This is a genomic window from Antribacter soli (assembly GCF_021568775.1).
GTDB lineage: Bacteria > Actinomycetota > Actinomycetes > Actinomycetales > Cellulomonadaceae > Antribacter > Antribacter soli.
Genome location: NZ_JAKGSG010000046.1, coordinates 32,878 through 58,064 on the forward strand (window position 1 = coordinate 32,878; position 25,187 = coordinate 58,064).

The following is a 25,187-nucleotide window of genomic DNA, read 5'->3' on the forward strand; positions in this document are numbered from 1 at the left end:
GCGGCATAACGCCTGAGCGTCAGAGGCGACCGGGGTCCCTGATGACGTGGCTCGACGCCGACATGGCTGCGTGGCGGCGGGATCGATGCCCTGTCGACCACGTGCTCGCCAACCCACCAGCCCCGATCGGACTCCCGGACACCCCCGCGACATGACGCGCGAGTGTCAGGGCGACCGGTCTTCGTGGAATAGCGTCACCCCATGACGTTTCCCGCCGTGCCCCCGAGCTGGGGCGAGCCCAGCACCCGCACCGTCACCTGGTACGACCCCGAGCGCAGCGCCGCCATGGGCCTGGAGCTCGCGGGGATCGACTACCTGCGCGCCGTGCTCGACGGCGAGCTGCCGCCGCCCCCGATCTCCGACCTGATGAAGATGGAGTTCGTCGAGGTCGAGGAGGGGCGCGTCGTGTTCACGTGCGAGCCCGACCGGTCCGCCTACAACCCGATCGGCACCGTGCACGGCGGACTCGTGTGCACGCTGCTCGACTCCGTGGCCGGCTGCGCCATCCACAGCACGCTGCCGCAGGGCAAGGGATACACGTCGGTCGAGATCAAGGTCAGCTACCTGCGGCCGGTGCTCGCGTCGTCGGGCACGCTGACCGCGACGGGGACCGTGATCAAGACCGGGTCACGCGTCGGGTTCACCGAAGGCGTCGTGACCGACGCCGCAGGCAACCTGGTCGCGACGGCGACCAGCACGCTGCTGGTGTTCGACCTCCCGCCCGGCCGCTGACGGCCGTCACGGTCACGTGACGAAGAGGCCGACCACCCAGGTCCCCGCGGCGAAGAGGCCACCGAGGAGCTGAACGCCGATCGTGATGAGCGTCGCCTGCAGGGCCGCCTTCGTCGCCTCCCACGCGGCGCGGCGGTCCTTGCGGCGCGCGAGCTCCACCAGGAAGATCGCGCCCGCGAAGAACAGGAACAAGCCGACGACGGGGATCACGAAGAACCCGACGATGCCCGCGATGCCCGCTAGCGCGAGCGTCGTCCACGGCACCTCCGCGCGACGCATGTGCTTGCCGGCGAGGATCCACTGCCCCACCTCGGCGGCGACGATCGCCGCGGCCGCGATGCCGAACACCACCCAGGCACCCGGGCCGCCCGTCAGGATCGCCCAGACGAGGATCGCGGACCCCACCAGGATGTTCCCCGGTAGCACCTGGACGACGGTGCCGATCAGGCCCACGAAGATGGCAATGCCGACGAGAAGCTCGCCCCACCAGCTCACTGTTCAGTTCTCCGTTCGGTAGTCCGCGCGTGCGTCAGGGTGCTACGGCGTGCCGTCAGTGCCAGAAGACCGCAACCAGGATGTTCACGAGGGTGAGTCCCAGGACGGCACCCTTGAGGCCGGTCGAGACGTTCTCGCCCTTGCGCACCGCGAGCGTCGCGAGGACCGCCACGACGACGGCGACGGCGAGCTTGACGCCGATCTTCGCCATCGGCGTCCCGTCCAGGGCAGGCAGGTCCGCCATCTCCGCGATGCCGACCATGATCACGCCCGCGCCGACCGCGCCCCACGCGCCGTGCATGACCGCCTTGTAGAGCGCCTTGGTGCGCATCGAGGCGATGGTCCCGCCGAAGACGAGGGCCCAGCTCGCGAAGTGCGCAAACACGAAGACGTCATAGAGGAACTCCATGCCGGGCAGCCTATCGGCTGCCGGTGACACGCACCCTCATCGGGACGGCCCCGCGCCCCCGCCGTCGGCGGCCGGCCGATCAGGAGTTCACCCGATCGACCCACGAGCACCCCGCAGGGCCCCCTCGCGGGTCGGGCCGACGCGCCGATCAGCGCGGATCCACCGTGGGCGGCACCGCCGTCGTCGGCCGGCCGGCCGCCGCGACTCATAGGCCGTCTCAATATTAGGCATCAACATCCACTATGTGGACAGGCTGTTCCGGGGTACCCCCACCCCGGGATACCGTCTCCCACATGACCGGGCTTCTGATGTGTAGCGCGCGCTGCTGTCTGTCGGCGCGCGCCGTCGGAGACCGGCCAAGCGGGGTTCAACCCGGGTAGCCGATCCTCGGTCGTCGTGCGCCGCCCCGCTCCGGAACGACGACGACGAGGATCCCCATGGTCACCCCCCGGCCCGCGACCACCGCCGCCCCCGCAGAACCTCACCGCGCCACCGCGACGGTCCGCCCGCCGCGCGCCACGAAGCCCAACGGCCAGTGGAAGGTCGACGGCACTGCGCCGTTGAACCACAACGAGGAGTTCAAGCAGGAGAGCGACCCCCTCGAGGTCCGGGCGCGCATCGAGCAGACCTATGCGCGGGAGGGCTTCGACTCCATCCCGGGTGACGACCTGCACGGCCGGTTCCGCTGGTGGGGCCTGTACACGCAGCGCAAGCCGGGGATCGACGGCGGCCGCACGGCGACGCTGGAGCCGCACGAGCTCGAGGACCGCTACTTCATGCTGCGCGTCCGTATCGACGGCGGCGCCCTGACCACGGAGCAGCTGCGCACGATCGCCGGCATCAGCCGGGACTTCGGCAGGGGCTCCGCGGACCTGACGGACCGGCAGAACATCCAGCTCCACTGGATCCAGGTCGAGGACGTGCCGGAGATCTGGCGCCGCCTCGAGTCGGTCGGGCTCAGCACCACGGAGGCCTGCGGCGACGTCCCCCGCGTGATCCTGGGCAGCCCGGTCGCCGGCGTCGCGAAGGACGAGCTCATCGACCCGACGCCGATCATCAACGAGATCCAGGAACGATGGATCGGCGACCCGGAGCTGTCGAACCTCCCCCGCAAGTTCAAGAGCGCGATCACTGGCCACCCGAGCCAGGACGTGGTGCACGAGATCAACGACATCTCGTTCGTCGCGGTGCAGCACCCCGAGCTCGGGATCGGCTACGACCTCTGGGTGGGCGGCGGCCTGTCGACGGCGCCGCGCCTCGCGGAGCGGCTGGGTGTGTTCGTCACCCCGGAGGACGCCCCCGAGGTCTGGTACGGCGTCGTCCGCATCTTCCGCGACTACGGCTACCGCCGGCTGCGCAACAAGGCGCGCCTGAAGTTCCTTCTCGCGGACTGGGGTCCGGCGAAGTTCCGGCAGATTCTCGAGGACGAGTACCTGGGCCGTGCCCTGCCGGACGGCCCGGCAGCGCCGGTCCCCGACCAGCAGGGCGACCACGTGGGTGTGCACGAGCAGAAGGACGGGCGCTTCTACGTGGGAGTCGCGCCGACGGTGGGCCGCGTGTCGGGCGACATCCTCGCCTCCGTCGCCGACGTCGCCGAGGCGCACGGCTCCCTCCGGGTCCGCCTCACCCCGCACCAGAAGCTCGTGGTCCTGGACGTGGCCGCCGAGAAGGTCGAGTCCCTGGTCACGGAGCTCGACGCCCTCGGCCTGCAGGCGAACCCGAGCCAGTTCCGCCGCCGCACCATCGCCTGCACCGGCATCGAGTACTGCAAGCTCGCGATCGTCGAGACCAAGGCGACCGCCGCGACGGCGATCACGCAGCTGGAGGAGCGACTGGGCGACGTGTCGGCGCTCAAGCCGATCAGCCTGCACGTCAACGGCTGCCCCAACTCGTGCGCACGCATCCAGACGGCCGACATCGGCCTCAAGGGCCAGCTCGTCACGGACGACGACGGCAGCCAGGTGCCCGGCTTCCAGGTGCACCTGGGCGGCGGCCTCGCCTCGCAGGACCGCGAGGAGGCCGGCCTGGGCCGGACCGTCCGCGGTCTGAAGGTCACGGCCGACGGCATCGCTGACTACGTGGAGCGCGTCGTGACCCGCTTCGAGAAGGACCGCGACGGCGACGAGACGTTCGCGCAGTGGGCACACCGGGCCGACGAGGAGTCGTTGCGATGACCGCCGAGACGACGTCGGACAACCGGCTGGCGCAGCTCCGCGCCCGCGCGCAGGCGCGCCAGGCGGCGCGCACCGCAGCCCGCGAGGCCTACGAGGCGCAGCGCGCCGGGGGCTCCCGACGACGGCGGAGCCTCGACGAGCTGCGCGCCATCGCCGCGCGTGGTCAGGCGGAGCTGCACGGCGCCGGCTTCCCCGGTGCCGCACCGGACGCCACCGCGGAGGCGACGGCCGAGCAGGTCGTCGCGTGGGCGGTGCGCGAGTTCGGTCCGGGGCTGGCCGTGGCGTCCTCGATGCAGGACACGGTGCTGGCGCACCTCGTCTCGCAGCAGCTCCCGTGGGTGGACGTGCTGTTCGGCGACACCGGGTACCACTTCGCGGAGACGCTCGGCACGCGGGGCGCCGTCGAGCTGGACCTCGACGTGCACGTCGTGGACGTGAAGCCGAGGCTGTCGGTGGAACAGCAGGACGCCGCCCACGGCAAGGACCTGTTCGCGCGTGACCCGGAGGCCTGCTGCGCGATGCGCAAGGTCGCCCCGATGCACGACGCCCTGCAGGGTTACGAGGCGTGGGCGACGGGGCTCCGGCGCGGCGAGTCCGCGTCGCGGGCCACGGCACCGCTCGTGACGTTCGACGAGAAGAACGGCGTCGTGAAGATCAACCCGCTCGCGGGCTGGTCCGACGACCAGGTGGCCGACTACGTGCGGCAGCACGGCCTGATCGTCAACCCGCTGCTGTCGGAGGGCTACCCGTCGATCGGGTGCGAGCCGTGCACGCGGCGCGTGGAGGCCGGGGCGGACTCCCGCTCGGGCCGCTGGGCCGGGCTCGACAAGACCGAGTGCGGGTTGCACGTATGAGCACCGCACGACCGAGAAAGAGGAGCGAGATGAGCGTTCGACCGGTGAACCCGGCGCGAACCGCGGGCATGGCAGTCGGGACGACCACGGCGTGCGTGCGATGTCGGCGCGCGCCTCGACCCTGACCCTCTCCCCCCGACTCATCCGAGTCAGACTCCGAAGGACCACCATGACCAAGCAGTCCCCCGCCCGCGCCCCCTACGCACACCGGATCGCGGCCGCCGTCGCCGCCCTCCCCCTGGTGCTCGGGCTCGCCGCCTGCGGCGGGAGCTCCGCGGCCGACTCCGACTCCGACGCCGGTGCCTCGACCGGCCCGGCGGCCGAGCTGCGGCTCGGCTACTTCGCGAACGTCACCCATGCGCCCGCCCTCGTGGGCGTCGCGGGCGGCCACTTCGAGGACGCCCTGGGCGAGACGAAGCTCACCACGCAGGTGTTCAACGCCGGCCCGGCCGCGATCGAGGCACTCAACGCGGGCGCCATCGACGCGACCTTCATCGGCCCGAACCCGGCCATCAACGCGTACGTGAAGTCGAACGGCGAGTCGGTGCGGATCGTCTCCGGCTCGACGTCGGGCGGCGCCCAGCTCGTCGTCCGCGAGGGGATCGACTCGCCGGAGGACCTCAAGGGCACGGCGATCGCGACGCCGCAGCTCGGCGGCACGCAGGACGTCGCTCTCCGCGCCTGGCTCAGCGAGCAGGGCCTCGCGAACGACCTCCAGGGCGGCGGCGACGTCGCGGTCACCCCGACCGAGAACGCGCAGACGCTCACGCTCTTCCAGAACGGCGAGATCGACGGCGCCTGGGTCCCCGAGCCCTGGGCCTCCCGCCTGGTGCTCGACGCCGGAGCGCACGTCCTGGTCGACGAGGCCGACCTGTGGGACGACGGCGAGTTCCTCACCACTCACCTCATCGTCGCCACGGAGTACCTGGAGCAGCACCCTGAGACCGTCGAGGCGCTGATCCGGGGCGAGCTCGCCGCGATCGACGCCATCGAGGCCGACACCGAGCAGGCCAAGGTGCTGGTCAACGGCGAGATCGAGAAGGAGTCGGGCAAGCCGCTCTCGGACGCGGTGCTCGACCGGGCCTTCGAGAACATCTCGTTCACGGTCGACCCGCTCGCCGGCACCCTGGACCAGCTCCTCGCCGACGGCGTCACCGCCGGCACCACCCAGGAGGCCGACCTGAACGGCATCTACGACCTGTCGATCCTCAACAGCGTGCTCGCTGACGAGGGTCGTGACCCGGTCTCCGCGGCCGGCCTCGGCAAGGAGTAGTCCGCATGACCACCACCACGTTCCCCGCGTCGGGTACCGGCACCGCCGTCGAGACCGCGCCCGCCGTCCGGCTCCGCGGCCTGACCAAGCGGTTCGCCCCCGACGGCCCGCCCGTCCTGGACGGGATCGACCTCGACATCGCGCCGGGCGAGTTCGTGTGCCTGCTCGGCGCGTCCGGGTGCGGCAAGTCCACGCTGCTCAACATCGTGGCCGGGCTCGAGGCACCCACCGCGGGGGACGTGGAGGTGGGCGGGGCGGCCCCCGGTAAGGGCGCCGCCCTGATGTTCCAGGACTCGGCCCTGTTCCCGTGGCTCACCGCGGGCCGCAACATCGAGCTGGCGCTCAAGCTCCGTGGCGTGCCGCGAGCGGAGCGCGAGCAGCGCGTCGAGGAGCTGCTCGCCCTGGTGCGCCTCGACGGCGCCGCCGGCAAGCGCGTCCACGAGCTGTCGGGCGGCATGCGCCAGCGCGTCGCCCTCGCGCGGGCCCTCGCCCAGGAGCGGGACGTCCTGCTCATGGACGAGCCGTTCGCCGCGCTCGACGCCATCACCCGCGACCTGCTGCACGACGAGCTGGAGCGCATCTGGACGACCACCGGTCGCACCGTCGTCTTCATCACCCACAACGTCCGCGAGGCGGTCCGGCTGGGGCAGCGGGTGCTGCTCATGTCGTCCCGCCCGGGACGGATCGTGCGGGAGTGGCCCGTGACCCCTGCCGGTGAGCACGAGAAGCGCCGGATCGAGTCGCCGCAGGTCTCCGCCCTGTCCATCGAGATCACGGACCACCTGCGTGAGGAGATCCGCCGCCATGCTCGCTGAGGAAGAGATCACGCCGGCCCGCCCGGCCGGCGCCCGGGGCGACTCGGTGCGCCCGGGCGACCAGCCGGCGTCGGGCTCGACGACCGACCTGGCCGACGTCGAGGCCGGCCGCGACGTCCTCCAGACCGCGACGGCCCCGGTCCGACGCCGGGGCGCCGCCGCGCTGCGGGCCGTCTACCCGCCCGTGCTGGCGGTCGTGCTGCTGCTCGCCGTGTGGCAGGTCGTCGTGTGGCTCGAGGTGCAGCCCATCTGGAACCTGCCCGGCCCGCGCGAGGTGGCCGAGGCGCTCGCCCGCGCGACCGCGTCCGGCACGATGTGGGAGGCGCTCGGCACGTCGCTCTCGCGCGGCGTGCTCGGGTTCCTGGCGGCGGTGGCCATCGGGACGCCGCTGGGCATCATCGTGGCGCGGGTGCGCTGGGTGCGTGTCACGTTCGGGCCGATCATCACCGGCCTGCAGGTGCTGCCGTCCGTCGCGTGGGTGCCGGCGGCGATCATCTGGTTCGGGCTCTCGGACGCGACCGTGTACTTCGTGGTGCTCATGGGCGCCGTGCCGTCCGTCGTGAACGGGCTGGTCGCCGGGGTGGATCAGGTGCCGCCGCTGTTCCGGCGGGTCGGGCGCGTGCTCGGCGCCGGACCGGTCGCGCTGGTCAAGGACGTGATCCTGCCCGCCGCGCTACCCGGCTACCTGGCCGGGCTCAAGCAGGGCTGGGCGTTCTCCTGGCGCTCCCTCATGGCGGCGGAGATCATCGCGGTCGGCGGGTCGATCGGGTTCGGCCTGGGCGCTCTGCTCCAGCAGGGGCGCGAGCTCGCCGACATGTCGATCGTGTTCGTCGCCATCATCCTGATCCTTGTGGTGGGCATCGTGATCGAGCTCGTGTTCTTCGCGCCCATCGAACGCACCATCCTGCGCCGCCGCGGGCTGGCCACCGATGCCTGAGCAGCGCCTCCCGCAGGGTCCAGGCGTCCCCCGGCCGGGCGGAAGCCCAGGAAGCCCTGACGTCTACCCCTTGGGGCTGCGCGTCACCGGCCGGCTCGTCGTCGTGGTGGGCGGCGGGCCGGTCGCGGCGCGCCGCGTGCGCGGTCTCGTCGCAGCCGGGGCGCAGGTCCGGGTCGTGGCGCCCGCGGCGGTTCCGGAGATCGCGGAGGCGGACGTCGAGCTGGTCCTGCGCGACTACCGCGCCGGCGACCTCGACGGCGCCTGGCTGGTGCACACCGCGACGGGCGACGCCGCGGTGGATGCACGGGTGGCGGCGGACGCGGAGGCGTCGCGCACGTTCTGCATCACCGCGGGCGACGCCGAGCTCGGCACGGCGTGGGTCCCGGCAGTCGCTCGGACGGGCTCGGACCGCGAGGAGGTGACCGTCGCCGTGTCGGCCGGGCGCGACCCGCGGCGGGCGCAGCGCATCCGCGACGCGGTCGCCGCGCAGCTCGAGTCGGGGGCGCTGCCGCTGCGGCGGGTCCGGCCGACGACGTCGGCGGGCACGCCCGGGCGCGTGGCGCTCGTCGGGGGCGGGCCGGGCGACCCGGGCCTGATCACGGCCCGGGGCCGCACGCTGCTCGCGCAGGCGGACGTCGTCGTGGTCGACCGGCTCGGGCCGCGCTCCCTCCTGGAGACTCTCGCGCCCGACGTCGAGGTGGTCGACGTCGGCAAGACGTCCGGCAACCACCCCGTGCCGCAGGACGAGATCAACGCCCTGCTGGTGCAGCACGCCCTCGCGGGCCGCGACGTCGTGCGCCTCAAGGGCGGCGACCCGTACGTGCTGGGCCGCGGCGGGGAGGAGCTGGCCGCGTGCCGTGCCCACGGCATCGAGGTCGAGGTCGTCCCGGGCGTCACGTCGGCGGTGGCGGTGCCCGCCGCTGCCGGCATCCCGGTGACGCACCGCGGCGTCGCGCGCGGGTTCAGCGTCTTGACCGGGCACGACGGCGCCGCGTCGGTCCCCGGCGGGCCCGACCACACGCTCGTGCTCCTCATGGGTGTCTCGCGGCTCGCGGACACCGCGGCCGCGCTCGTCACGGCCGAGCGGCCCGCCGAGACGCCGGTCGCGGTCGTGGAGGACGGCGGACGCCGCACCACCGTCGGGACCCTCGCGACGATCGCAGCCCGCGCGGCCGAGGCGGGCGTACGGCCGCCGGCGGTCGTGGTTGTGGGCGACGTCGTCCGGCTGCGCCCCGAGCCCCGGTAGCCACCACCAGCGTTCAGGGTCACAGGAGCCGGCGCGCCGCCGCCCACCGCGTGAGCTCGTGCCGCGACGAGAGCTGCAGCTTGCGCAGCACCGCCGACACGTGGCTCTCCACCGTCTTGATCGAGATGAACAGCTCCGAGGCGACCTCGCGGTACGAGTAGCCACGCGCGATGAGCCGCATGACCTCCTGCTCGCGCTTGGAGAGCCGGTCGAGCTCGTCGTCGGCCACGGCGATGTCGCTCGCCCCCGTGCCGAACGCGTCCAGCACGAAGCCGGCCAGGCGCGGAGAGAAGACCGCGTCGCCCCCGGCGACCTGCAGCACCGACGACGACAGCTCCGGACCCGAGATGTTCTTCGTGACATACCCGCGCGCGCCGGCGCGGATCACGGCCACGACGTCCTCGGCGGCGTCGGACACGGACAGCGCGAGGAACTTCACGTGGTCGCGCACGTCGGCGCAGCGCTGCACGACCTCTGCGCCGCCGCCCCCGTTCCCACCAGGCAGGTGCACGTCGAGCAGCACCACGGGCGGCTGGAACCGGTGCACGACGGCCACGGCCTGGTCCACGTCCGCCGCCTCGCCCACCACGATCACGCGCTCGTCGAGGCTCGCCCGGACCCCGGTCCGGAAGAGGTGGTGGTCGTCCACGAGCACCACGGGCACGGGGCCGGTGGCACCCGTGTCGCCCGACGGCGGGGCGGTCGCTTCGGTCGGCTCGGTCATGATGTCGCACCTTCCGTCGTCGACCCGTTGGTCGAGCTGGTCGAGACCCGCCGCGCCGCGCCGTTGGTCGCCGGGACCTCGGCGTAGAGCGGCATCCGCAGCCGCACCTCCGTACCCCAGCCGGGGCGGCTCTCCACCTCGGCCGAGCCGCCGCGCCGGCGCACCCGCCCGAGGATGGACTCCCGCACGCCGAAGCGGTCCTGCGCGATGTCGTCGAGGTCGAACCCGTCGCCGCGGTCGCGGACGAAGACCTCCGCCGCGTCCGGCGCGACCTCCAGGTAGACGGAGACCGGCGGGCGGCCGTGCGCCACCGCGTTGACCAGCGCCTCGCGCGTCGCCTGGAGCAGGGCAGCGGTGCCGTCGGTCGGCACGCAGTCCCCGACGACCACGGCGTCGATCGTCGTGGGCGCGGCCGAGTCCTCGACGTCACCCACGAGCCCGCGCAGCTCGGCGGCGAGCGACGTGCCGGGCGCCTTCCTGTCGTCGTAGAGCCACTCGCGCAGCTCGCGCTCCTGCGCGCGGGCCATGCGCGAGACCGTGTCCGGGTCGTCGGCCCGGGCGCGGATGAGCGCGAGGGTCTGCAGCACCGAGTCGTGAAGGTGGGCAGCGATGTCGGCGCGCTCCGCCTCGCGGGCGCGGGCCGCGCGCTCGTCGCCCAGCTCCCGGACGAGCCGCAACCAGACGGGCGCCAGCACGAGCGCGACGCCGGCCAGCACCGCGACCGACGACACCGTCGCCATGACGAGCGCGCCCAGCGGCGCCTCCTGGCCCACCAGGAAGAGCACGCCGACCACGACGAGCAGGATGCCCCCCACCAGGCGCAGCACCCCGGCACGAGTCCGGACGCCGATGCCGTCGCCCGGCATCCCGAGCCACTGCCCGCGCTGCCGCGCGTCGAGCTGGCTCCAGGCGAGCGCCAGGCCGCCGAGCGCGATGAAGGCCGGCAGGGTCCAGGACGCCGCGGGGTCCCAGCCCGCCCGCACCGCGAGAAGGAGCGCCGCGCCGGACAGCAGGACCACGCCGATCGTGATGTCGCGGAGCGGGAGGCGCGTCACCGGCCCGGACAGCCGCACGCGGCCCACCACCGAGTCGGGCGCGAACCGGGTCGAGGGTCGTGCGTACCCGCCCGGGGCCCCTGCAGGGCCGACGCCGGGTCCCGCGCCCGCCTCGGTCGCCACCCCCGCCGCGGCGGCCGTGTCCAGACGGGGCGCGAGCCGCTGCCGGGCCGTCGGGACCGCGTCCGGCGCGAACGGATCCCCCGAGGGGACCGTGACCCACCAGAACACGTACACGATGGCGCCGCCGCCGCCCGCGAGCGTCAGCAGGACCAGCATGAGCCGCACCAGCCCGACCGGTGCACCCAGGTGAGCGGCCAGACCCGCAGCGACCCCGCCCAGCACACGGCCCCGCCGCGGCCGCAGGAACGGCGGCCGGACGGTCGGTGCGGCGGGCGCCTCCGCGGGCGCCGGGATCGGCATCGTCACCCCCCGATCGTGGCACGTCCTGGGTCCCCGGAGCGCACCCCTGCCGGGATTTCAGGGTCCCGGGGGAGGCGAACCAGGGTCGGTTCAGGGCAGGCACCCATGTTGTTCGCGCGCGACGTCGACCAGCATGGATGTCATGACCCCCCATGACGAACCGCAGCCCGGCACCGGCCGGCCGGAGCCGGACGAGCCCCGGCCGGGCGCGGCCCCGGCCGGCGAGCCCGTGCCGGCTCCTGCCGAGAGCGCGGCCGACGCCGCCCCCGCGCAGACCTCCCCCACGCAACCGCTGGGCCCGGCGACTCCCGACCCGTCGACCGTGACAGAACCGCTGCCCGTCGGCGCCCCCGCCCCCGCGGCGGCGCACGAGCAGGCTCCGGCCTGGGGCACGCCCGCAGCGGGCGGCTCGGGCGGCCCCGGCGCTCCGACGCCTGGCGCCCCCGGCACGGCCGGCACGCCCGCCGGACCCGCCGCCCCCGGCGGCTCCGGCACCGACGGCTTCTTCGACCGCATCCGTCGTGGCGGCCTGTTCCGTTCCGACGACCGCTGGGTGGGCGGCGTCGCCGGTGGCTTCGCGGAGCGCTTCGGCCTCGACCCGCTGCTCGTCCGCGGGCTCCTGGTGCTCAGCTTCTTCCTGACGGGCGTGGGCCTCGTGCTGTACGGCCTCGGCTGGGCGTTGCTGCCCGAGCGCCGTGACGGGCGCATCCACCTGCAGGAGACGTTCCGCGGACACTTCGACGTCGCGATGGTGGGCGCGGTCGCCGCGTTCCTCATCGGCATCGCGTGGGGCGGCCCCTGGTCCTGGTGGGACGACTCCGGCGTGGGCTGGCTCGGCACCCTCTTCTGGCTCGCCGCGATCGGCCTCGCCGTCTACCTCGTCGTGCAGCGCACGGGCCGACGCGGGAGCGTGCCGCCGTCCGGCGCAGCGCCCTCCGGCCCGGTCGCTGCGGGACCGGTCCCGTCGGGTCCGGCGCCGGTCCCCGGTCCGGTCACGCCCGCCGACGGCTCCGCGCCGTTCACCACCGGTCCGGCCCCGTCCGGCGTCGGATACACGGGTGTCGTGGCGCCCTACCAGCCCGCCCCCTCCGCGCCGTCCGCGCCGTCGGCTCCGGCCGCGCCCCGCCCGCCCAAAGGGCGCAGCGGCGGGGTAGGCATCGTCTTCGGCCTGATCCTGCTGGCCGGCGCCCTGCTGCTCCTGCAGGACCGGGTGAGCGACCTGTTCGGCACCGACCTGCCGTTCTGGCCCACCTGGCTCGGCGTGAGCGTCGTGCTCCTCGGGCTCGGGATCGTGGTCGCGGGGCTCCGGGGCCGTACCGGCGGCGCGCTGACTGCGTGGGCGATCGTCGCGCTCGTGTTCGGCACCCCGTGGCTCGTGTGGGATCAGGAGGGCGCCGACCTCGCCGAGATGGTGCCCCCGCCGGTCCCGGGCGCCCAGCTCATCACCGACGGGTCCATCTCCGTCGGCTCGATCAGCGAGGCGGAGGACGGTTTCGAGATCCGCTTCGGCGACCCGGAGATCGACCTGACCGACCTCGACCTCTCCGGCGTGACGCCCGGCGAACCCGTCGTCGTCCCGATCACGATGGGTGCGGGTGACGCGAAGATCGTCGTCCCCGAGGGCGTGGCGGTCGAGTCGGACGTCCAGGTCGGCGTGGGCACCGTCCGCTGGGAGGTCGACGACGAGGACCGGGAGATCACCGACGTCATGGGCTCGTCCATCCACCTCGAGAGCGACGAGGTGACCGACGCCGGAGCCGTGCTCCACCTCACCATCCAGGTGGGCGCCGGCGACATCACCATCGAGGAGAACTGATGAGCGACAACCAGCGACCGTTCCCCGGCGCTCCCGACGACCCGGACCGCACCGAGCAGCTTCCGGCGGGTGCCTCGCAGGAGACGCCGGCCGCACCGCAGGACGAGCCCACGCGGCCGGAGCCCCTGCTCACGGAGCCGGTCGCGGCGGTCGCCGCACCGTCGGCGACGCAGCCGGTGACGCCCGCCCCCGTGACGCCGGCCCCGGCCCCGGCCCCGGCCCACGCGACCGTCCTGCCAACCGTCCCGCCGGTGACCGAGCCGCGCCGCGGCCCGCGCGTCGGCGCGGTCGTCTGGGGTCTCGTGGTGGTCGTGCTGGGGATCGGGATCCTCGTCTCGATCGCCGGCTTCCGCATCGACACCGGGCTCGCGGCGATCCTGGTGCTCGGCGCCGCGGGCCTGGCCCTCGTCGTCGGCTCGCTCGTGACGAGCCTGCGCCGCCGCCCCTGACGACCGATCCACCGACGAAAGGGCTCCGCCGGGCTCACATGCCCGGCGGAGCCTGGGTCGCGACGGCGAGACGTCGCAGCGCCCCACCGATCAGCACGAACAGGAGCCCGAGCCCGATCACCAGGGCAGACATCCCGAACGACACCACGGACGTGAACAGCGACGCCCGCAGGAACGACGCGGTCATCACGACCTGCCGCACCGGGTCGTCCTGCCCGAGCTCGGCGTACGTCTTGCCGCCGGACGCCTCGAGGGCGTGGTCGTTGATCACCTCGGCCTGCGCATAGGCCGTGAACGGGTCACGCACCGTCTGCCCGGCGAACATCGCGGCGTCGTCGGACACGGTGATCTTCTCGGCGGAGAGCTGGGTCGCGACCAGGATCGCCACCACGATGCCGGCGACGACGAGGACCACGCCCGCGATGATCGAGGTCGTCCCGACGCCCCTGACGCCGCGGACGGGACGGAATGCAACGGTGCTCGACATGCTGCGCCTCCTGACCGGCCCGCGTTCCTGCGGGCCTCCTGCTCGCACGCTAGGTCGACCCGGCGTCCGGCGCCTGCGGAACGCCCCGGCGGAACGCTCAGGCCGGCACGACCGACGACCGGGCCCCGGACCGGCAGAGATGGGAGGATGACGCCGTGCGCATCACCCACGTCTCGGACTGCTACCTGCCGATGCTCGGCGGGATCGAGGCTCAGGTGAGCCGCCTCGCCGCACAGCAGGTGGCTGCCGGGCACGAGGTCGAGGTGATCACCACGACCCCTGCCGCACCGGGCGGGCACGGTGTCAGCACCGCCGTCGAGAACGGCGTGACCGTCCACCGGATCGCGGCGCGCATCCCGTTCGGCGCGCCGATCCACCCCCGATCCACGACGCACGTGATGCGCCGCCTCGCCGAGGCGGTGCAGGCGGGGGCCGCACCCGACGTCGTGCACCTGCACTTCGGGGTCCTCGCGCCGACGGTACAGGCCGCGCTGCGTCCCATCACCCGCCTGGGCCTGCCGACGATGGTCACCGTGCACAGCGTCTGGGGCGGGACCGAGCGTGCGTTCGGCGCGCTCGACCGGGTGGTTCGGTGGGGCAGCCTGCCGGTGCTGTGGTCCGCGGTGAGCGAGCTGACGGCGGCGCCCCTGCGCCGGGTCGTGGGCGACCGCGGCGGGGTCGTGGTCGTGCCGAACGGCCTCGACCTCGACGCCTGGCGCGTCCCCCGGACGGAACGGGCAGGCCGAGCGGAGGGCGCGGCGGTCCACGTGGTCTCGGCGGCGCGCTTCGCGCCGCGCAAGCGCATGCTCCACCTGCTCGACGCCGTGTCCGACGCCGTGTCCGACGTCGGCGCGCGCCACGGTTCCTCGGCCCTCTTCGTGACCCTGGTCGGCGAGGGGCTGGAGCTCTCGCGGGCGCGCCGCATCGTGGCGGAGCGCGGGCTGCAGGACGTCGTGGCACTGCCGGGGCGCCTGACCCCGACCGAGCTCAAGCGGCTCTACGCCCGGGCGGACGTGTTCGTGGCGCCCGCCGTGCAGGAGGCGTTCGGGATCGCGGCGCTCGAGGCGCAGGCGGCCGGGCTCACCGTGGTGACGCGGGCCAGGTCCGGCGTCGCGGAGCGGCTGACCGACGGCGTCGACGGGCTCGTCGCGACGTCCGACGCCGGGATCGCCGACGCGCTCGTCCGGCTCGCGACCGAGGACGGCCTGCTGGACCGGCTGCTCGCCGCCGCGAGCGGGCCCGCGGCGGCGTCCGACTGGTCGCACGTGCTGGCGGCGACCGAGAAGGCGTACGAGCGCGCCGCGGCGCTGGTGGCGCCGCGGCAGTCGCCGTGAGCGGTCAGGCCAGCTGGACGTCCAGCACCACGAACGCGCCCGGCGGCACGGTGAGGGTCAGGCTGGCGCCCGACGTCTCGAACGCGTGGAAGTCGCGGGGCTCGACCGCCGTCGGCGCGTCGAACGTGTTGTGGTCCGCGACGTCGTCGCTCGCGAGGACCTGCCCGGTGACGGACGTGACGGCCCTGCCGCGCAGGTCGAGCTCCACGCGGGCGGGCGCGTCGGGGTCCAGGTTGGTCACCGACACGGTCGCCCGGCCGTCCTTGACCGACGCCGACGCGGAGACCGTGGGGATGTCGGACCCGTCGACCTCGCGGACGGCCTGCTCGCCGCGCGGCCGGACCGCGAGCGCCTGCGCGTCGTGGTGCCCGCGGTTCATCGCGAAGACGTGGAACGTCGGGGTGAGGACGAGGCGGTCCTCGTCGGTCAGGACCATGGCCTGCAGCACGTTGACGGTCTGGGCGATGTTCGCCAGGCGCAGCCGGTCGGCGTGGTCGTGGAAGGCGTCGAAGTGGACGGCCGCGACGAGCGCGTCCCGCATGGCGTTCTGCTGGTACAGGAAGCCGGGGTTGGTGCCGGGCTCGACGTCCCACCAGGTGCCCCACTCGTCGAGCGCGAGGCCGATCTTCTTGGTCGGGTCGTAGGCGTCCATGACGGCGGCGTGCCCGGCGATGTACCGGCGGACGCGCAGGGCGCGGCTCATCGTCGTCCAGTACTCGTCGCGCGTGAACCGGGTGGCCGACCCCTTCTCCGACCACACCCCGCCGAACGTGTAGTAGTGGAACGACACCGCCTGGTAGAGCTCCCGCGGGGCCGGGTCGCCGAGGCGGCTCGTGATCTCCCGCATCAGGGTGGCGGTCCAGTGGTAGTCGTCGTCCGCGGCTCCCGCCGCGATGCGGTACAGCTGGTTGTCGCCGTGGTTGCGCGCATAGGTCGCGTGCTGGCGGGCCAGGGGCGCGAACTGCTCCACGCGAAGGTTGCCGCCGCAGCCCCAGGGCTCGTTCCCGACGCCCCAGAAGCGCACCTTCCACGGCTCGTCGCGGCCGTTCTCCCGGCGCAGCCGCGCCATCGGGGAGTCGCCGTCGCGGGTCAGGTACTCGACCCACTCGCTCGTCTCGTGCACCGATCCGGAGCCGACGTTCGAGGACACGTACGGCTCGGTGCCGAGCAGCTCGCACAGCGCCATGAACTCGTGGGTGCCGAAGTGGTTGTTCTCCTCGACGTCGCCCCAGTGGGTGTTCACCATGCGCGGCCGCTCGTCGCGGGGGCCGATGCCGTCGGTCCAGTGGTACTCGTCGGCGAAGCAGCCGCCGGGCCAGCGCAGGTTGGGGATGCTGAGCTTGCGCAGCGCCTCGACGACGTCGCGGCGGATGCCGCCCTCGTTCGGGACCGAAGAGTCCTCGCCGACCCAGAACCCGCCGTAGATGCACCGGCCCAGGTGCTCGGCGAAGTGGCCGTACAGGTGGCGGGAGATCACGGGGCCGGGAAGGTCCAGGTCGATCACGGCGGAGAGGGCGGCGGTGCCGTCGGTCATGACGTCGACTCCTCGTCGGTGAGGTAGGTGTTCCTTGTGAGCGCTCACACTGCGCACGACAGTATTGCCCACGACCGGTCCGCCAGGCGACACGCGTCCGGCGCGCGGGGCAGCATCACACGCATCAAGAGACACCATCGGACATCGATGCCTAGGATCGCACGATGCCCACCCTTTCCCTCGGACGGACGACGACCGAGCTCCTGCCCCACCGCCGAGCCGTCGCCGTCGCCGTCGGGCCGGCTGTCGCCTGGGCTGTGTGGGCGAGCGGGCCCGGTGCGCTCACGCCGGCCCTCGTCGTGCTCGCGGCGGCCGGCGCGGCCCTGTGGGTGATCGACGCCCGGACCCACCGGCTCCCGGACGCGATCACCGCGCCGGCGACGACCCTGACCGCCGCGCTCCTCCTGCTCGCCGCCGCGGCGACCGGCGACTGGGCGGCGGCCGGGCGCGCGGCGCTCGGCGGGGCCGGCCTGCTCGCGGCCTACCTCCTGCTGCACCTGATGAACCGCCGCGGCCTCGGGCTCGGTGACGTCAAGCTCGCCGCCTCGCTGGGCGCCGTCGCGGCCTGGTCCGGGTGGGACGCGCTCATGCTCGCGGCGGCCGCGCCGTTCCTGCTCGGCGGGCTCGTCGCGCTCGCCCTGATCGCGGCCCGCCGGGCAGGCCGCGACACCGCGATCCCGTTCGGCCCGTTCATGCTCGCCGGTACGGGCCTGGCGCTGACGCTGGCCCGGCTCGGCGCCTGAGGGCCCGGGCGGCGGCCCGGCGAACGCGCGAGACCACCTCCAGGTCGCTCAAGGTGCCGCAAGGGCTACCTGGGGGCGGTCTCGCGCGTTCGCCGCACTCCGGCCTCGGGAGAGATGCCGGAGCCCGCCTCCCTCAGGAAGGCGGGCTCCGGCGTCGTGCACCCGAGGGTGCTACTCCCACTCGATGGTGCCCGGCGGCTTGCTCGTGACGTCGAGGACGACGCGGTTCACGTCGCGCACCTCGTTGGTGATGCGCGTGGAGATCACGGACAGCACGTCGTAGGGCAGGCGCGTCCAGTCCGCCGTCATGGCGTCCTCGGACGAGACCGGGCGAAGGACGATCGGGTGACCGTAGGTGCGGCCGTCGCCCTGCACGCCGACGCTCCGTACGTCCGCGAGGAGCACGACCGGGCACTGCCAGATCTCGCGGTCCAGCCCTGCCTTCGTGAGCTCCTCGCGGGCGATCGCGTCAGCCTGGCGCAGGATCTCGAGGCGCTCGCCCGTCACCTCGCCGACGATGCGGATGCCCAGGCCCGGGCCGGGGAACGGCTGACGCCAGACGATCGGCTCCGGGACGCCGAGCTCCAGGCCGACGGCGCGCACCTCGTCCTTGAAGAGGGTGCGCAGCGGCTCGACGAGGGAGAACTGCAGGTCGTCCGGCAGCCCGCCGACGTTGTGGTGCGACTTGATGTTCGCCGCGCCCTCACCGCCGCCCGACTCCACGACGTCCGGGTACAGCGTTCCCTGCACGAGGAACTTGACCTCCTCGCCGTGCTCGCCCGCCTCGGCGACGATGTCGCGCGCAGCGTCCTCGAACACGCGGATGAACTCGCGACCGATGATCTTGCGCTTCGTCTCCGGGTCGCTGTGGCCGGCGAGGGCCTGGAGGAACCGCTCACGCTCGTCGCGCACGACGAGGCGGACGCCGGTGGCGGCGACGAAGTCGCGCTCGACCTGCTCCGCCTCGCCCGCGCGCAGGAGGCCGTGGTCGACGAAGACGCAGGTCAGCTGGTCGCCCACGGCGGCCTGGACGAGGGCCGCCGCCACCGAGGAGTCCACGCCCCCGGACAGGCCGCAGACGACGCGGGCCTTGCCCACCTGCGCACGGATCGCCTCGACCTGCTCGGCGATGACGTTGCCGGGCGTCCAGTCGGGGGCGAGCCCGGCGCCGTCGTACAGGAAATGCTCCAGGACCGTCTGGCCGTGCGCGGAGTGCTTCACCTCGGGGTGCCACTGCACGCCGTAGAGGCGGCGCCCCTTGTCCTCGAACGCCGCGACCGGCGAGCCGGCGGACGTCGCAAGCACCTCGAAGCCCTCCGGGGCGCGGTGCACCGCGTCACCGTGGCTCATCCACGTGGTCTGGTGGTCGGGCGTGTCCGCGAGCAGGACGCCCGCAGCGCACACCTCGACCTCGGTGCCGCCGTACTCGCGCAGGCCGGTCTGGGCCACCTCGCCGCCGAGCGCACGCGCCATCGCCTGGAAGCCGTAGCAGATGCCCAGGACCGGCACGCCCGCGTCGAACAGCTTCGGGTCCACGAACGGCGCACCGGCCGCGTACACCGACGACGGCCCGCCCGACAGGATGATCGCCGCCGGGTCCTTCTCGAGCATCTGCTCGACGGACCACGTGTGCGGCACGATCTCCGAGTAGACCTTCGCCTCGCGCACGCGGCGGGCGATCAGCTGCGCGTACTGCGCGCCGAAGTCGACGACCAGGACGGGCCGGTGCTGCTGGGGCGTGGAGACCGGGACACTGGGGGTGGCGGTGGCGGGTGACGTCACGCCCCAAGTCTAGGTGCCCGACGCCGGGTGGTCGTCCCCGTCCGGCCCGGTGCCGCGGGTGCGACGCGCCACAGCATGACCCTGCACGTGGCCCGGGCCGTGCCCCGGGCCACGCGCTGGTGGTGCCGGCCCCGCGGTCGCGCCCGTGCGCGCGCCGCGGAGCCGGCGGCTATTCGTGCTGCCAGCTGTGCCACAGGCGGGCATAGTCCCCGCCCGCGGCGACGAGCTCCTCGTGCGGGCCGATCTCCGTGATCCGGCCGCCGTCCACGACGGCGACCCGGTCCGCGTCGTGGGCCGTGTGCAGGCGGTGCGCGATCGCCACGACCGTGCGCCCCTCCAGGACCGCGTTGAGCGACCGCTCGAGGTGCCGGGCAGCCCGGGGGTCCAGCAACGAGGTGGCCTCGTCGAGGACCAGCGTGTGCGGGTCGAGCAGCACGAGCCGCGCGAGCGCGACCTGCTGCGCCTGCGCCGCGGTGAGCGGGTGCCCGCCCGAGCCGACCTCGGTGGCCAGCCCGTCCGGCAGCGCCTCCGCCCACTCGTGCGCGTCGACCGCCCGGAGGGCTGCCAGCAGCTCCTCCTCGGTGGCGCCGACCCGCGCGAGCCGGAGGTTGTCCGCGAGCGTGCCGACGAAGACGTGGTGCTCCTGCGTCACGAGCGCGACATGGCCACGCAGGTCCTCGAGCGGCAGCTCGACGAGCGGCACGCCGCCCACCGTGACGGACCCGCCGGTGGTCGGGTGGATGCCCGCGAGCATCCGCCCGAGCGTCGACTTGCCCGCGCCGGACGGGCCCACGACGGCCAGCCGCTCCCCCACCCGCAGGTCGAGGTCGATGCCGTGCAGCACGTCGTGGCCCTCGCGGTACGCGTACCGGACGCCGCGGGCGACCACGCGCTCGTCCTCGGGACGCTCCGTCCCGGCCTGCCGGTCAGGCTCGACCAGGCCGACGCCGATCACGCGCGCGAGCGCCACGCCGGCGACCTGCAGCTCGTCGAGCCAGAAGATCAGGTCGAACACCGGCCCGCCCATCTGGTAGGCGAAGGCGGCGACCGTCGTCACCGCGCCGATCGTCGTGTGACCGTTCGCCAGGAGCCAGCCGCCCCACAGGAGCACGGCGACCGGCGCGATCGAGAGGGCCCCGTCGAGCGACGGGATGAGCCGGTTGCGCAGGCCCAGGGTGTACGTCTCCGCCGCGAACGCCTCCCGCAGGTCGTCGTTCACCCGGCGCCGGATCCGCGCACCGAGGTGCAGCGCGTCCGCCGTCCGGGCGCCCTCGACCGCCTCGGTGATGGTGCCGTTCAGCGTCGCGTACGCGGCTGACTCCCGCAGGTACCCGGCCGTCGCGCGCTTGAGGTACCAGCGGGCGGCCACCACGATGACCGGCACGCCCACGAGGAGGCCGAGCGCCACGAGCGGGTCGGCGAAGAACGACGCCACGAGCGTCATGCCGAGCGTGACGACGCACCAGAGCACGCGCGGTACGCCCATCCGGATGGCGTTCTGCAGCTTGTTCACATCGTTGGTGGTGCGCGCCACGAGGTCGCCCGTGCCCGCCCGCTCGACCGTCGACAGCGGGAGCCGCGTCACCGTGCTCATGAACTCCTCGCGCAGATCGGCAAACACCATCTCGCCGAACACGAGCGAGTAGCGCTGCGCGAACCGCGTCACGACCGCCTGCACGACCACCGCACCCACCAGCACCAGCGCGAGCATGTTGATGTGCGAGACCGTGGTGCCGTGCTGCACGTCGTCCACGATGCGGCCGAGCAGGAACGGGCCGGCGAGGCCGGCCACGGCCGCGAGGGTGTGCGCGCCGGCGACCCGGACCAGGTCGCTGCGGTGCTTGCGGAACAGCACGCCGACGGCGCGGTTGACCTCGGTCCGGTCGGCGATGGGCAGCTTGCCCGACGCCGGCGCCGGTGTCGTCGTGCTCATGCCGCTCCTCCTACGGTCTCGTTCTCGTTCACCGACGCCTCGTCGGCGTCCTCCTCGCTCATGCTGCGGCCGACCACGGCCCGGTACCGCTCACCCACGAGGTCGTCGCGCTCCACGAGGCCGCCGTGGGTACCGCTCGCGACCACCTGGCCGCCCTCCAGCAGGAACACCTCCTCGAGGTGGTCGAGGACCAGCGGGCTGGCGGTGACCACGAGCGTCGTCCGGCCGCGCCGTGCCGCCGCGACCCGCTCCGCGATCCGCGCCTCCGTGTGCGCGTCCACGGCGCTCGTCGGCTCGACGAGCACGAGGATCTCCGGCTCCGTGAGCAGCGCCCGGGCGAGCGTGACCCGCTGCCGCTGGCCACCCGAGAGCGACCGCCCCTTCTCCGGCAGCTCGCCCGCCAGGCCGCCCGGCACGCTGTCGAGCACGTCGTGCGCGTCGGCGGTGAGCATCGCCGCGACCAGCTCGGCCTCCACGCGACGGCCGCGCGGGTCGATCTCCTCGCCGAGCACGCCCGAGAACACGGTCGGCGTCGCCTCCGAGACGACGACCCGGTGACGCAGCTCCTCCTTGTCGAGGTCGCGCAGCAGCACGCCGCCGAGCCGGACGGGCGTGGCCGACTCCAGCCCGTCGTCGAGCCGCCCGAGACGGGTGGCGACGCGAGCCGACTCGTCCGGGTCGGCGCTGACGAGACCGACCACGCGGCCGGGCACCAGGGTCAGGCCGCTCGCCTCGTCCACGAGCTCCGCACCGACGGGCGGCACGGCCACCGGCTCGGCGACGACCGGCGTGGCGGACTCCACCCGGAGGACCCCGAGAATCTTCCCGGCGGACACGTGGCCGCGCACGACCTGCTGCACCATCTGCGTGGCGAGCTGCACCGGCCACGACAGGAACGCCGAGTAGCCGTAGAACGTGACGAGCTGGCCGGGCGTGATCTCGCCGGTGACCGCCGCGCGGGCGCCGAGCCACAGGACGAGCGCGACCAGGAGGCCGGGCAGGAGCACCTGCAGGCCGTCGAGCACCGACTGGATCGTCGCCACCCGCACACCCTCCTGCCGCACGCGCTGCGACTGGGCGGCGTACCGGCCGGCGAACACCTCCTCGCCGCCGATACCGCGCAGGATGCGCAGGCCGGACACCGTGTCGGCACCGAGCGTCGTCAGCCGGCCCGTCGCCTCGCGCTGCGCGGCCTGCCGCGACTGCAGCGGGCGCACGAGCAGGCCCAGCACGACCCCGACCACGGGGATGCCGAGCGCGACCACGAGCCCCAGCGTGAAGTTCTGGGTCAGCATGATGGCGGCCACGACCACGTAGGAGACGACCGAGCCGACGAAGCGCCCCATGTGCGCGTAGATCTCGCCGACGCGCAGAGCGTCGTTCGCGACGGCCGACACGACCTCCCCCGTGGGCAGCGTCTTGGTGATCGCGTGCCCCGTGCGCGAGGCCTTGTGCCCGACGAGCTGGGAGAACGAGAACGCCGCCCGGATCCAGTTCTCGACGTCCCACGTGTGGTCGAGGATGCCCGCGACCGTGATGACCGCGGCGTTGAGGGCCAGGGCCCCGCACCAGAAGAACAGGCCGGGACCGAAGCCGCCGGTCAGGCCTTCGTCGATCGCGCGGCCCAGCAGGAACGGGCCGATCGCCGAGGCGAGCATGGTGACCGTCCCCATGAGGAGGCTCAGCGCCAGGACGCCACGCTGCTGGCCCGCCTGCCAGGTGAGCAGCCGGGTCGCGGACGTGAGCGGCGGGGTGCCGGGTTCCGGCGGAGGGAGGGGGCGCACGTCGACAACGGTACGAGCCGCCACTGACACGGAGCCACGGATTATCCACAGGACGTGCGCCACGCCGGCGCGCGCCCGCGCGGGCATATCCTCGGACACGTGACAGCAGAGAACCGGACCCAAGCGCCGGCCCCGACCGATGGCCCGACCACGGGCCCGAGCGCGGAGGCCGCCGCGACCGCCATCCGCAAGGCCCGCGGCGCCGTCTCGCGCTACCGCTTCATGGCGCTCGTCACCGGCGCCATGCTCCTGGTGCTGTGCGTGGAGATGGGCATCAAGTACGGCGTGGGGGCCGTCACCGACGTCTCCGGCGTCGTCCCGTTCATCGCGTGGGTGCCGTTCGCGCACGGCTGGATCTACGTGCTGTACCTGGTCACGGTCGCAGACCTGTGGTCGAAGATGCGCTGGGGCTTTGGCCGACTGGTCACGATGGTCCTGGCCGGCGTCGTCCCGGTGATGTCGTTCGTCCTGGAGCGCAAGGTCCACGCCGAGGCCGGGACCAAGCTGGCCGCCCTGGAGCAGCGCTACCTCGCCTGACCCGGACGCGCCCATGGCGCGCCGCCCTGCCGCCCTTGTGTCGCCGAGGCCGTGTCACCTGGAGTACACGTTGTGCACTCGAGGTGAGCGCCCGGAGTCACAACGACTCCGCCTCGGCAGCGCCGGGGACGATCTCGATCCGTTGAACCACAGCGCCGTGGATGCCGTTCTCAGGCTGGGAACGACATCCATGTCGTTTTCGCGTCGGGAAGTTCACTGACGTTTGCCAGGGACTTCTCAGACTGACAGAGCAGGCTGTACGCGCTCGTCAAACATTCAACCAAGCAGGAGGCGCCAATGTCAGCACCAGCCCCCGCCGACCCCACTTCGACGCCCGGCCGCCGCCCGGGCCGCATCATCGTCTGGGCGATCGTCGCCGTCGTCGTCCTCGTCGCGCTCGTCTTCGGCGCCACCCGTCTCTACGCGAGCCAGCAGACGGGCGACGACGTCGCGGCGCCCGCCGTCGGCACCGAGGCGCCCGTGACCGCCGAGCCGGACGAGCTCGACGGCACGTACACCGTCGGCGACGGCTCCGAGGCCGGCTACCGCGTGGACGAGGTCCTCGCCGGCCAGGACGTCACGGTCGTGGGCCGCACCCAGACGGTGACGGGCTCGGCGACGATCGCCGAGGGCCAGCTCACCGAGGCCACGATCGAGGTCGACATGGCGAGCATCGAGACCGACGAGTCGCAGCGCGACGCCCAGTTCCAGAGCATCCTCGGCACGGGCGAGTTCCCCGCCGCGACGTTCGAGCTCGCCTCGCCCGTCGACGTGAGCGCCGTCGCCGACGGCGAGACCATCACGGTGGAGGCGCCTGGCACGATGACGATCATGGGCACGTCGCAGGACGTCACGGCGACCCTCCAGGTCCGCCTCACGGAGGGTGGCGCCGAGGTGAGCGCCCAGATCCCGGTCGTCTTCGCCGACTACGGCGTCACGGCCCCGGACCTCGGCTTCGTGACGGTCGAGGACGACGGCTTCGTCGAGGCGGAGCTGACGCTCACCAGCTGAGCGTCTACGCACGCCGGAGAGGCCGGTGCGCCCGCCCGGGCGCACCGGCCTCTCGGGCAGCACCGGTCACTCTGCGCACGGCCCGCTCAGGCGAGGGCCATCTCCAGCTCCGCCCCGACCGACGCCTCCACCCGCTTCCCGGTCAGGACGAACCCGCACCTGCGGTACGCAGCCTGCGCGCGACCGTTGTCCTCGTGCACGTGCAGCCGTACGTCGTCCAACCCGAGCGAGCGCGCCCACGCCACCGCCTCGGCGAGCAGCGTCTCGACGACGCCGGTCCCGCGGTGGCGAGGATCCACGTAGACGCCCACCAGCGACGCCCGTGCGCCCCGCGCTGCGTTCCCCGGGTCGTCGGACCGGCCGGCGGAGCTCACCAGCACGGTCACCGTCCCGACCCAGTCCCCGTCGACGACCGCGACGACCTGGCACGCGGCATCCCCCGCGGCGGCGCGCGCGGCGCGCTCCTGCCAGAACGCGTCGGGCCGCGCGAGCGCCTCCTCGTACGAGTCCACGAAGGCGATCGCGGCCACCTCGTCCTGCAGCGCCCGCAGCCGCAGGTCCCTGACCTGCTGCCACTCGTCGGCGCGCACACGGCGGACCACAGGTTCGCTCACGCGGCGCGTCGTGCCACCGCAGCGCT

At 73.7% G+C, this 25,187-nt stretch carries 23 protein-coding genes; 13 read left to right on the top strand and 10 right to left on the bottom strand.

The features are described from left to right. The first annotated feature begins 201 nt into the window (after positions 1-201). The gene (locus tag L1785_RS16975; RefSeq protein WP_236090473.1) at positions 202-732 is read left to right on the top strand and encodes a PaaI family thioesterase; all 531 of its coding nucleotides are present in this window, start codon (positions 202-204) and stop codon (positions 730-732) included. 12 nt (positions 733-744) lie between these two features. Here the strand turns inward: L1785_RS16975 and L1785_RS16980 are convergent, their stop codons facing one another. Next, positions 745-1,227 carry a DUF456 domain-containing protein gene (locus L1785_RS16980; RefSeq protein ID WP_236090474.1) on the bottom strand — a complete coding sequence of 161 codons (483 nt, stop codon included), beginning with the start codon at positions 1,225-1,227 and terminating at the stop codon, positions 745-747. A gap of 55 nt (positions 1,228-1,282) precedes the next feature. Next, on the bottom strand, positions 1,283-1,636 hold the full coding sequence (locus L1785_RS16985) for a hypothetical protein (RefSeq protein ID WP_236090475.1): 354 nt from the start codon (positions 1,634-1,636) through the stop codon (positions 1,283-1,285). A gap of 437 nt (positions 1,637-2,073) precedes the next feature. Between L1785_RS16985 and L1785_RS16990 the strand changes: the two genes are divergently transcribed. The 6 genes from L1785_RS16990 (at position 2,074) to cobA (ending at position 8,935) form a co-directional block, all read left to right on the top strand. Continuing rightward, the gene (locus L1785_RS16990) at positions 2,074-3,810 is read left to right on the top strand and encodes a nitrite/sulfite reductase (protein WP_236090476.1); all 1,737 of its coding nucleotides are present in this window, start codon (positions 2,074-2,076) and stop codon (positions 3,808-3,810) included. Further along, positions 3,807-4,664, top strand: coding sequence for a phosphoadenylyl-sulfate reductase (locus tag L1785_RS16995; RefSeq protein ID WP_236090477.1), 858 nt, complete (start codon positions 3,807-3,809; stop codon positions 4,662-4,664). The genes L1785_RS16990 and L1785_RS16995 overlap by 4 nt, the downstream gene beginning before the upstream one ends. A gap of 169 nt (positions 4,665-4,833) precedes the next feature. Then, positions 4,834-5,937, top strand: coding sequence for an ABC transporter substrate-binding protein (locus L1785_RS17000; protein WP_236090478.1), 1,104 nt, complete (start codon positions 4,834-4,836; stop codon positions 5,935-5,937). A gap of 5 nt (positions 5,938-5,942) precedes the next feature. Continuing rightward, positions 5,943-6,752 carry an ABC transporter ATP-binding protein gene (locus tag L1785_RS17005; protein ID WP_236090479.1) on the top strand — a complete coding sequence of 270 codons (810 nt, stop codon included), beginning with the start codon at positions 5,943-5,945 and terminating at the stop codon, positions 6,750-6,752. Further along, positions 6,742-7,689 carry an ABC transporter permease gene (locus L1785_RS17010; protein ID WP_236090480.1) on the top strand — a complete coding sequence of 316 codons (948 nt, stop codon included), beginning with the start codon at positions 6,742-6,744 and terminating at the stop codon, positions 7,687-7,689. The genes L1785_RS17005 and L1785_RS17010 overlap by 11 nt, the downstream gene beginning before the upstream one ends. Beyond that, complete coding sequence (gene cobA, locus L1785_RS17015) at positions 7,682-8,935, top strand: uroporphyrinogen-III C-methyltransferase (RefSeq protein WP_236090481.1); 1,254 nt, start codon at positions 7,682-7,684, stop codon at positions 8,933-8,935. Before L1785_RS17010 ends, cobA begins: the two co-directional genes overlap by 8 nt. 19 nt (positions 8,936-8,954) lie before the next feature. Here the strand turns inward: cobA and L1785_RS17020 are convergent, their stop codons facing one another. After that, positions 8,955-9,659, bottom strand: coding sequence for a response regulator (locus L1785_RS17020; protein ID WP_236090482.1), 705 nt, complete (start codon positions 9,657-9,659; stop codon positions 8,955-8,957). Then, the gene (locus L1785_RS17025) at positions 9,656-11,137 is read right to left on the bottom strand and encodes an ATP-binding protein (protein WP_236090563.1); all 1,482 of its coding nucleotides are present in this window, start codon (positions 11,135-11,137) and stop codon (positions 9,656-9,658) included. Before L1785_RS17025 ends, L1785_RS17020 begins: the two co-directional genes overlap by 4 nt. Positions 11,138-11,279: 142 nt before the next feature. Between L1785_RS17025 and L1785_RS17030 the strand changes: the two genes are divergently transcribed. Both L1785_RS17030 and L1785_RS17035 read left to right on the top strand, forming a co-directional pair. Next, positions 11,280-12,953 (top strand): PspC domain-containing protein, encoded by a 1,674-nt coding sequence (locus L1785_RS17030; RefSeq protein ID WP_236090483.1) that lies wholly within the window; start codon positions 11,280-11,282, stop codon positions 12,951-12,953. Continuing rightward, the gene (locus L1785_RS17035; protein ID WP_236090484.1) at positions 12,953-13,402 is read left to right on the top strand and encodes a hypothetical protein; all 450 of its coding nucleotides are present in this window, start codon (positions 12,953-12,955) and stop codon (positions 13,400-13,402) included. The genes L1785_RS17030 and L1785_RS17035 overlap by 1 nt, the downstream gene beginning before the upstream one ends. Positions 13,403-13,436: 34 nt before the next feature. Here L1785_RS17035 and L1785_RS17040 read toward each other — a convergent pair whose 3' ends face one another. Beyond that, a complete protein-coding gene (locus L1785_RS17040; protein ID WP_236090485.1) occupies positions 13,437-13,889 on the bottom strand; it encodes an aromatic ring-opening dioxygenase LigA in 453 nt (150 codons plus the stop codon). 155 nt (positions 13,890-14,044) lie between these two features. Here L1785_RS17040 and L1785_RS17045 point away from each other — a divergent pair, with 155 nt between their 5' ends. Next, positions 14,045-15,223, top strand: coding sequence for a glycosyltransferase family 4 protein (locus tag L1785_RS17045; RefSeq protein ID WP_236090486.1), 1,179 nt, complete (start codon positions 14,045-14,047; stop codon positions 15,221-15,223). 4 nt (positions 15,224-15,227) lie between these two features. Here the strand turns inward: L1785_RS17045 and L1785_RS17050 are convergent, their stop codons facing one another. Further along, positions 15,228-16,757, bottom strand: a complete 1,530-nt coding sequence (locus L1785_RS17050) for an alpha-N-arabinofuranosidase (RefSeq protein WP_236090487.1) — start codon at positions 16,755-16,757, stop codon at positions 15,228-15,230. Positions 16,758-16,921: 164 nt separating this feature from the next. Between L1785_RS17050 and L1785_RS17055 the strand changes: the two genes are divergently transcribed. Continuing rightward, complete coding sequence (locus L1785_RS17055) at positions 16,922-17,500, top strand: prepilin peptidase (protein ID WP_236090488.1); 579 nt, start codon at positions 16,922-16,924, stop codon at positions 17,498-17,500. 171 nt (positions 17,501-17,671) lie between these two features. On the opposite strand, the gene guaA is transcribed toward L1785_RS17055, so the two are convergent. The 3 genes from guaA to L1785_RS17070 form a co-directional block, all read right to left on the bottom strand. Continuing rightward, complete coding sequence (guaA, locus tag L1785_RS17060) at positions 17,672-19,282, bottom strand: glutamine-hydrolyzing GMP synthase (protein WP_236090489.1); 1,611 nt, start codon at positions 19,280-19,282, stop codon at positions 17,672-17,674. A 169-nt stretch (positions 19,283-19,451) separates the two neighbouring features. Beyond that, positions 19,452-21,215 (bottom strand): ABC transporter ATP-binding protein, encoded by a 1,764-nt coding sequence (locus L1785_RS17065; RefSeq protein WP_236090490.1) that lies wholly within the window; start codon positions 21,213-21,215, stop codon positions 19,452-19,454. Then, positions 21,212-22,999, bottom strand: a complete 1,788-nt coding sequence (locus L1785_RS17070) for an ABC transporter ATP-binding protein (RefSeq protein ID WP_236090491.1) — start codon at positions 22,997-22,999, stop codon at positions 21,212-21,214. Before L1785_RS17070 ends, L1785_RS17065 begins: the two co-directional genes overlap by 4 nt. A gap of 99 nt (positions 23,000-23,098) precedes the next feature. Between L1785_RS17070 and L1785_RS17075 the strand changes: the two genes are divergently transcribed. Next, complete coding sequence (locus L1785_RS17075; protein ID WP_372461880.1) at positions 23,099-23,536, top strand: DUF3817 domain-containing protein; 438 nt, start codon at positions 23,099-23,101, stop codon at positions 23,534-23,536. Between the two features lie 297 nt (positions 23,537-23,833). Further along, positions 23,834-24,547: a YceI family protein gene (locus tag L1785_RS17080; protein WP_236090492.1), complete on the top strand. Its 714-nt coding sequence runs from the start codon at positions 23,834-23,836 to the stop codon at positions 24,545-24,547. Positions 24,548-24,633: 86 nt separating this feature from the next. On the opposite strand, the gene L1785_RS17085 is transcribed toward L1785_RS17080, so the two are convergent. Further along, positions 24,634-25,161, bottom strand: coding sequence for a GNAT family N-acetyltransferase (locus L1785_RS17085; protein ID WP_236090493.1), 528 nt, complete (start codon positions 25,159-25,161; stop codon positions 24,634-24,636). Between the last annotated feature and the right edge of the window lie 26 nt (positions 25,162-25,187).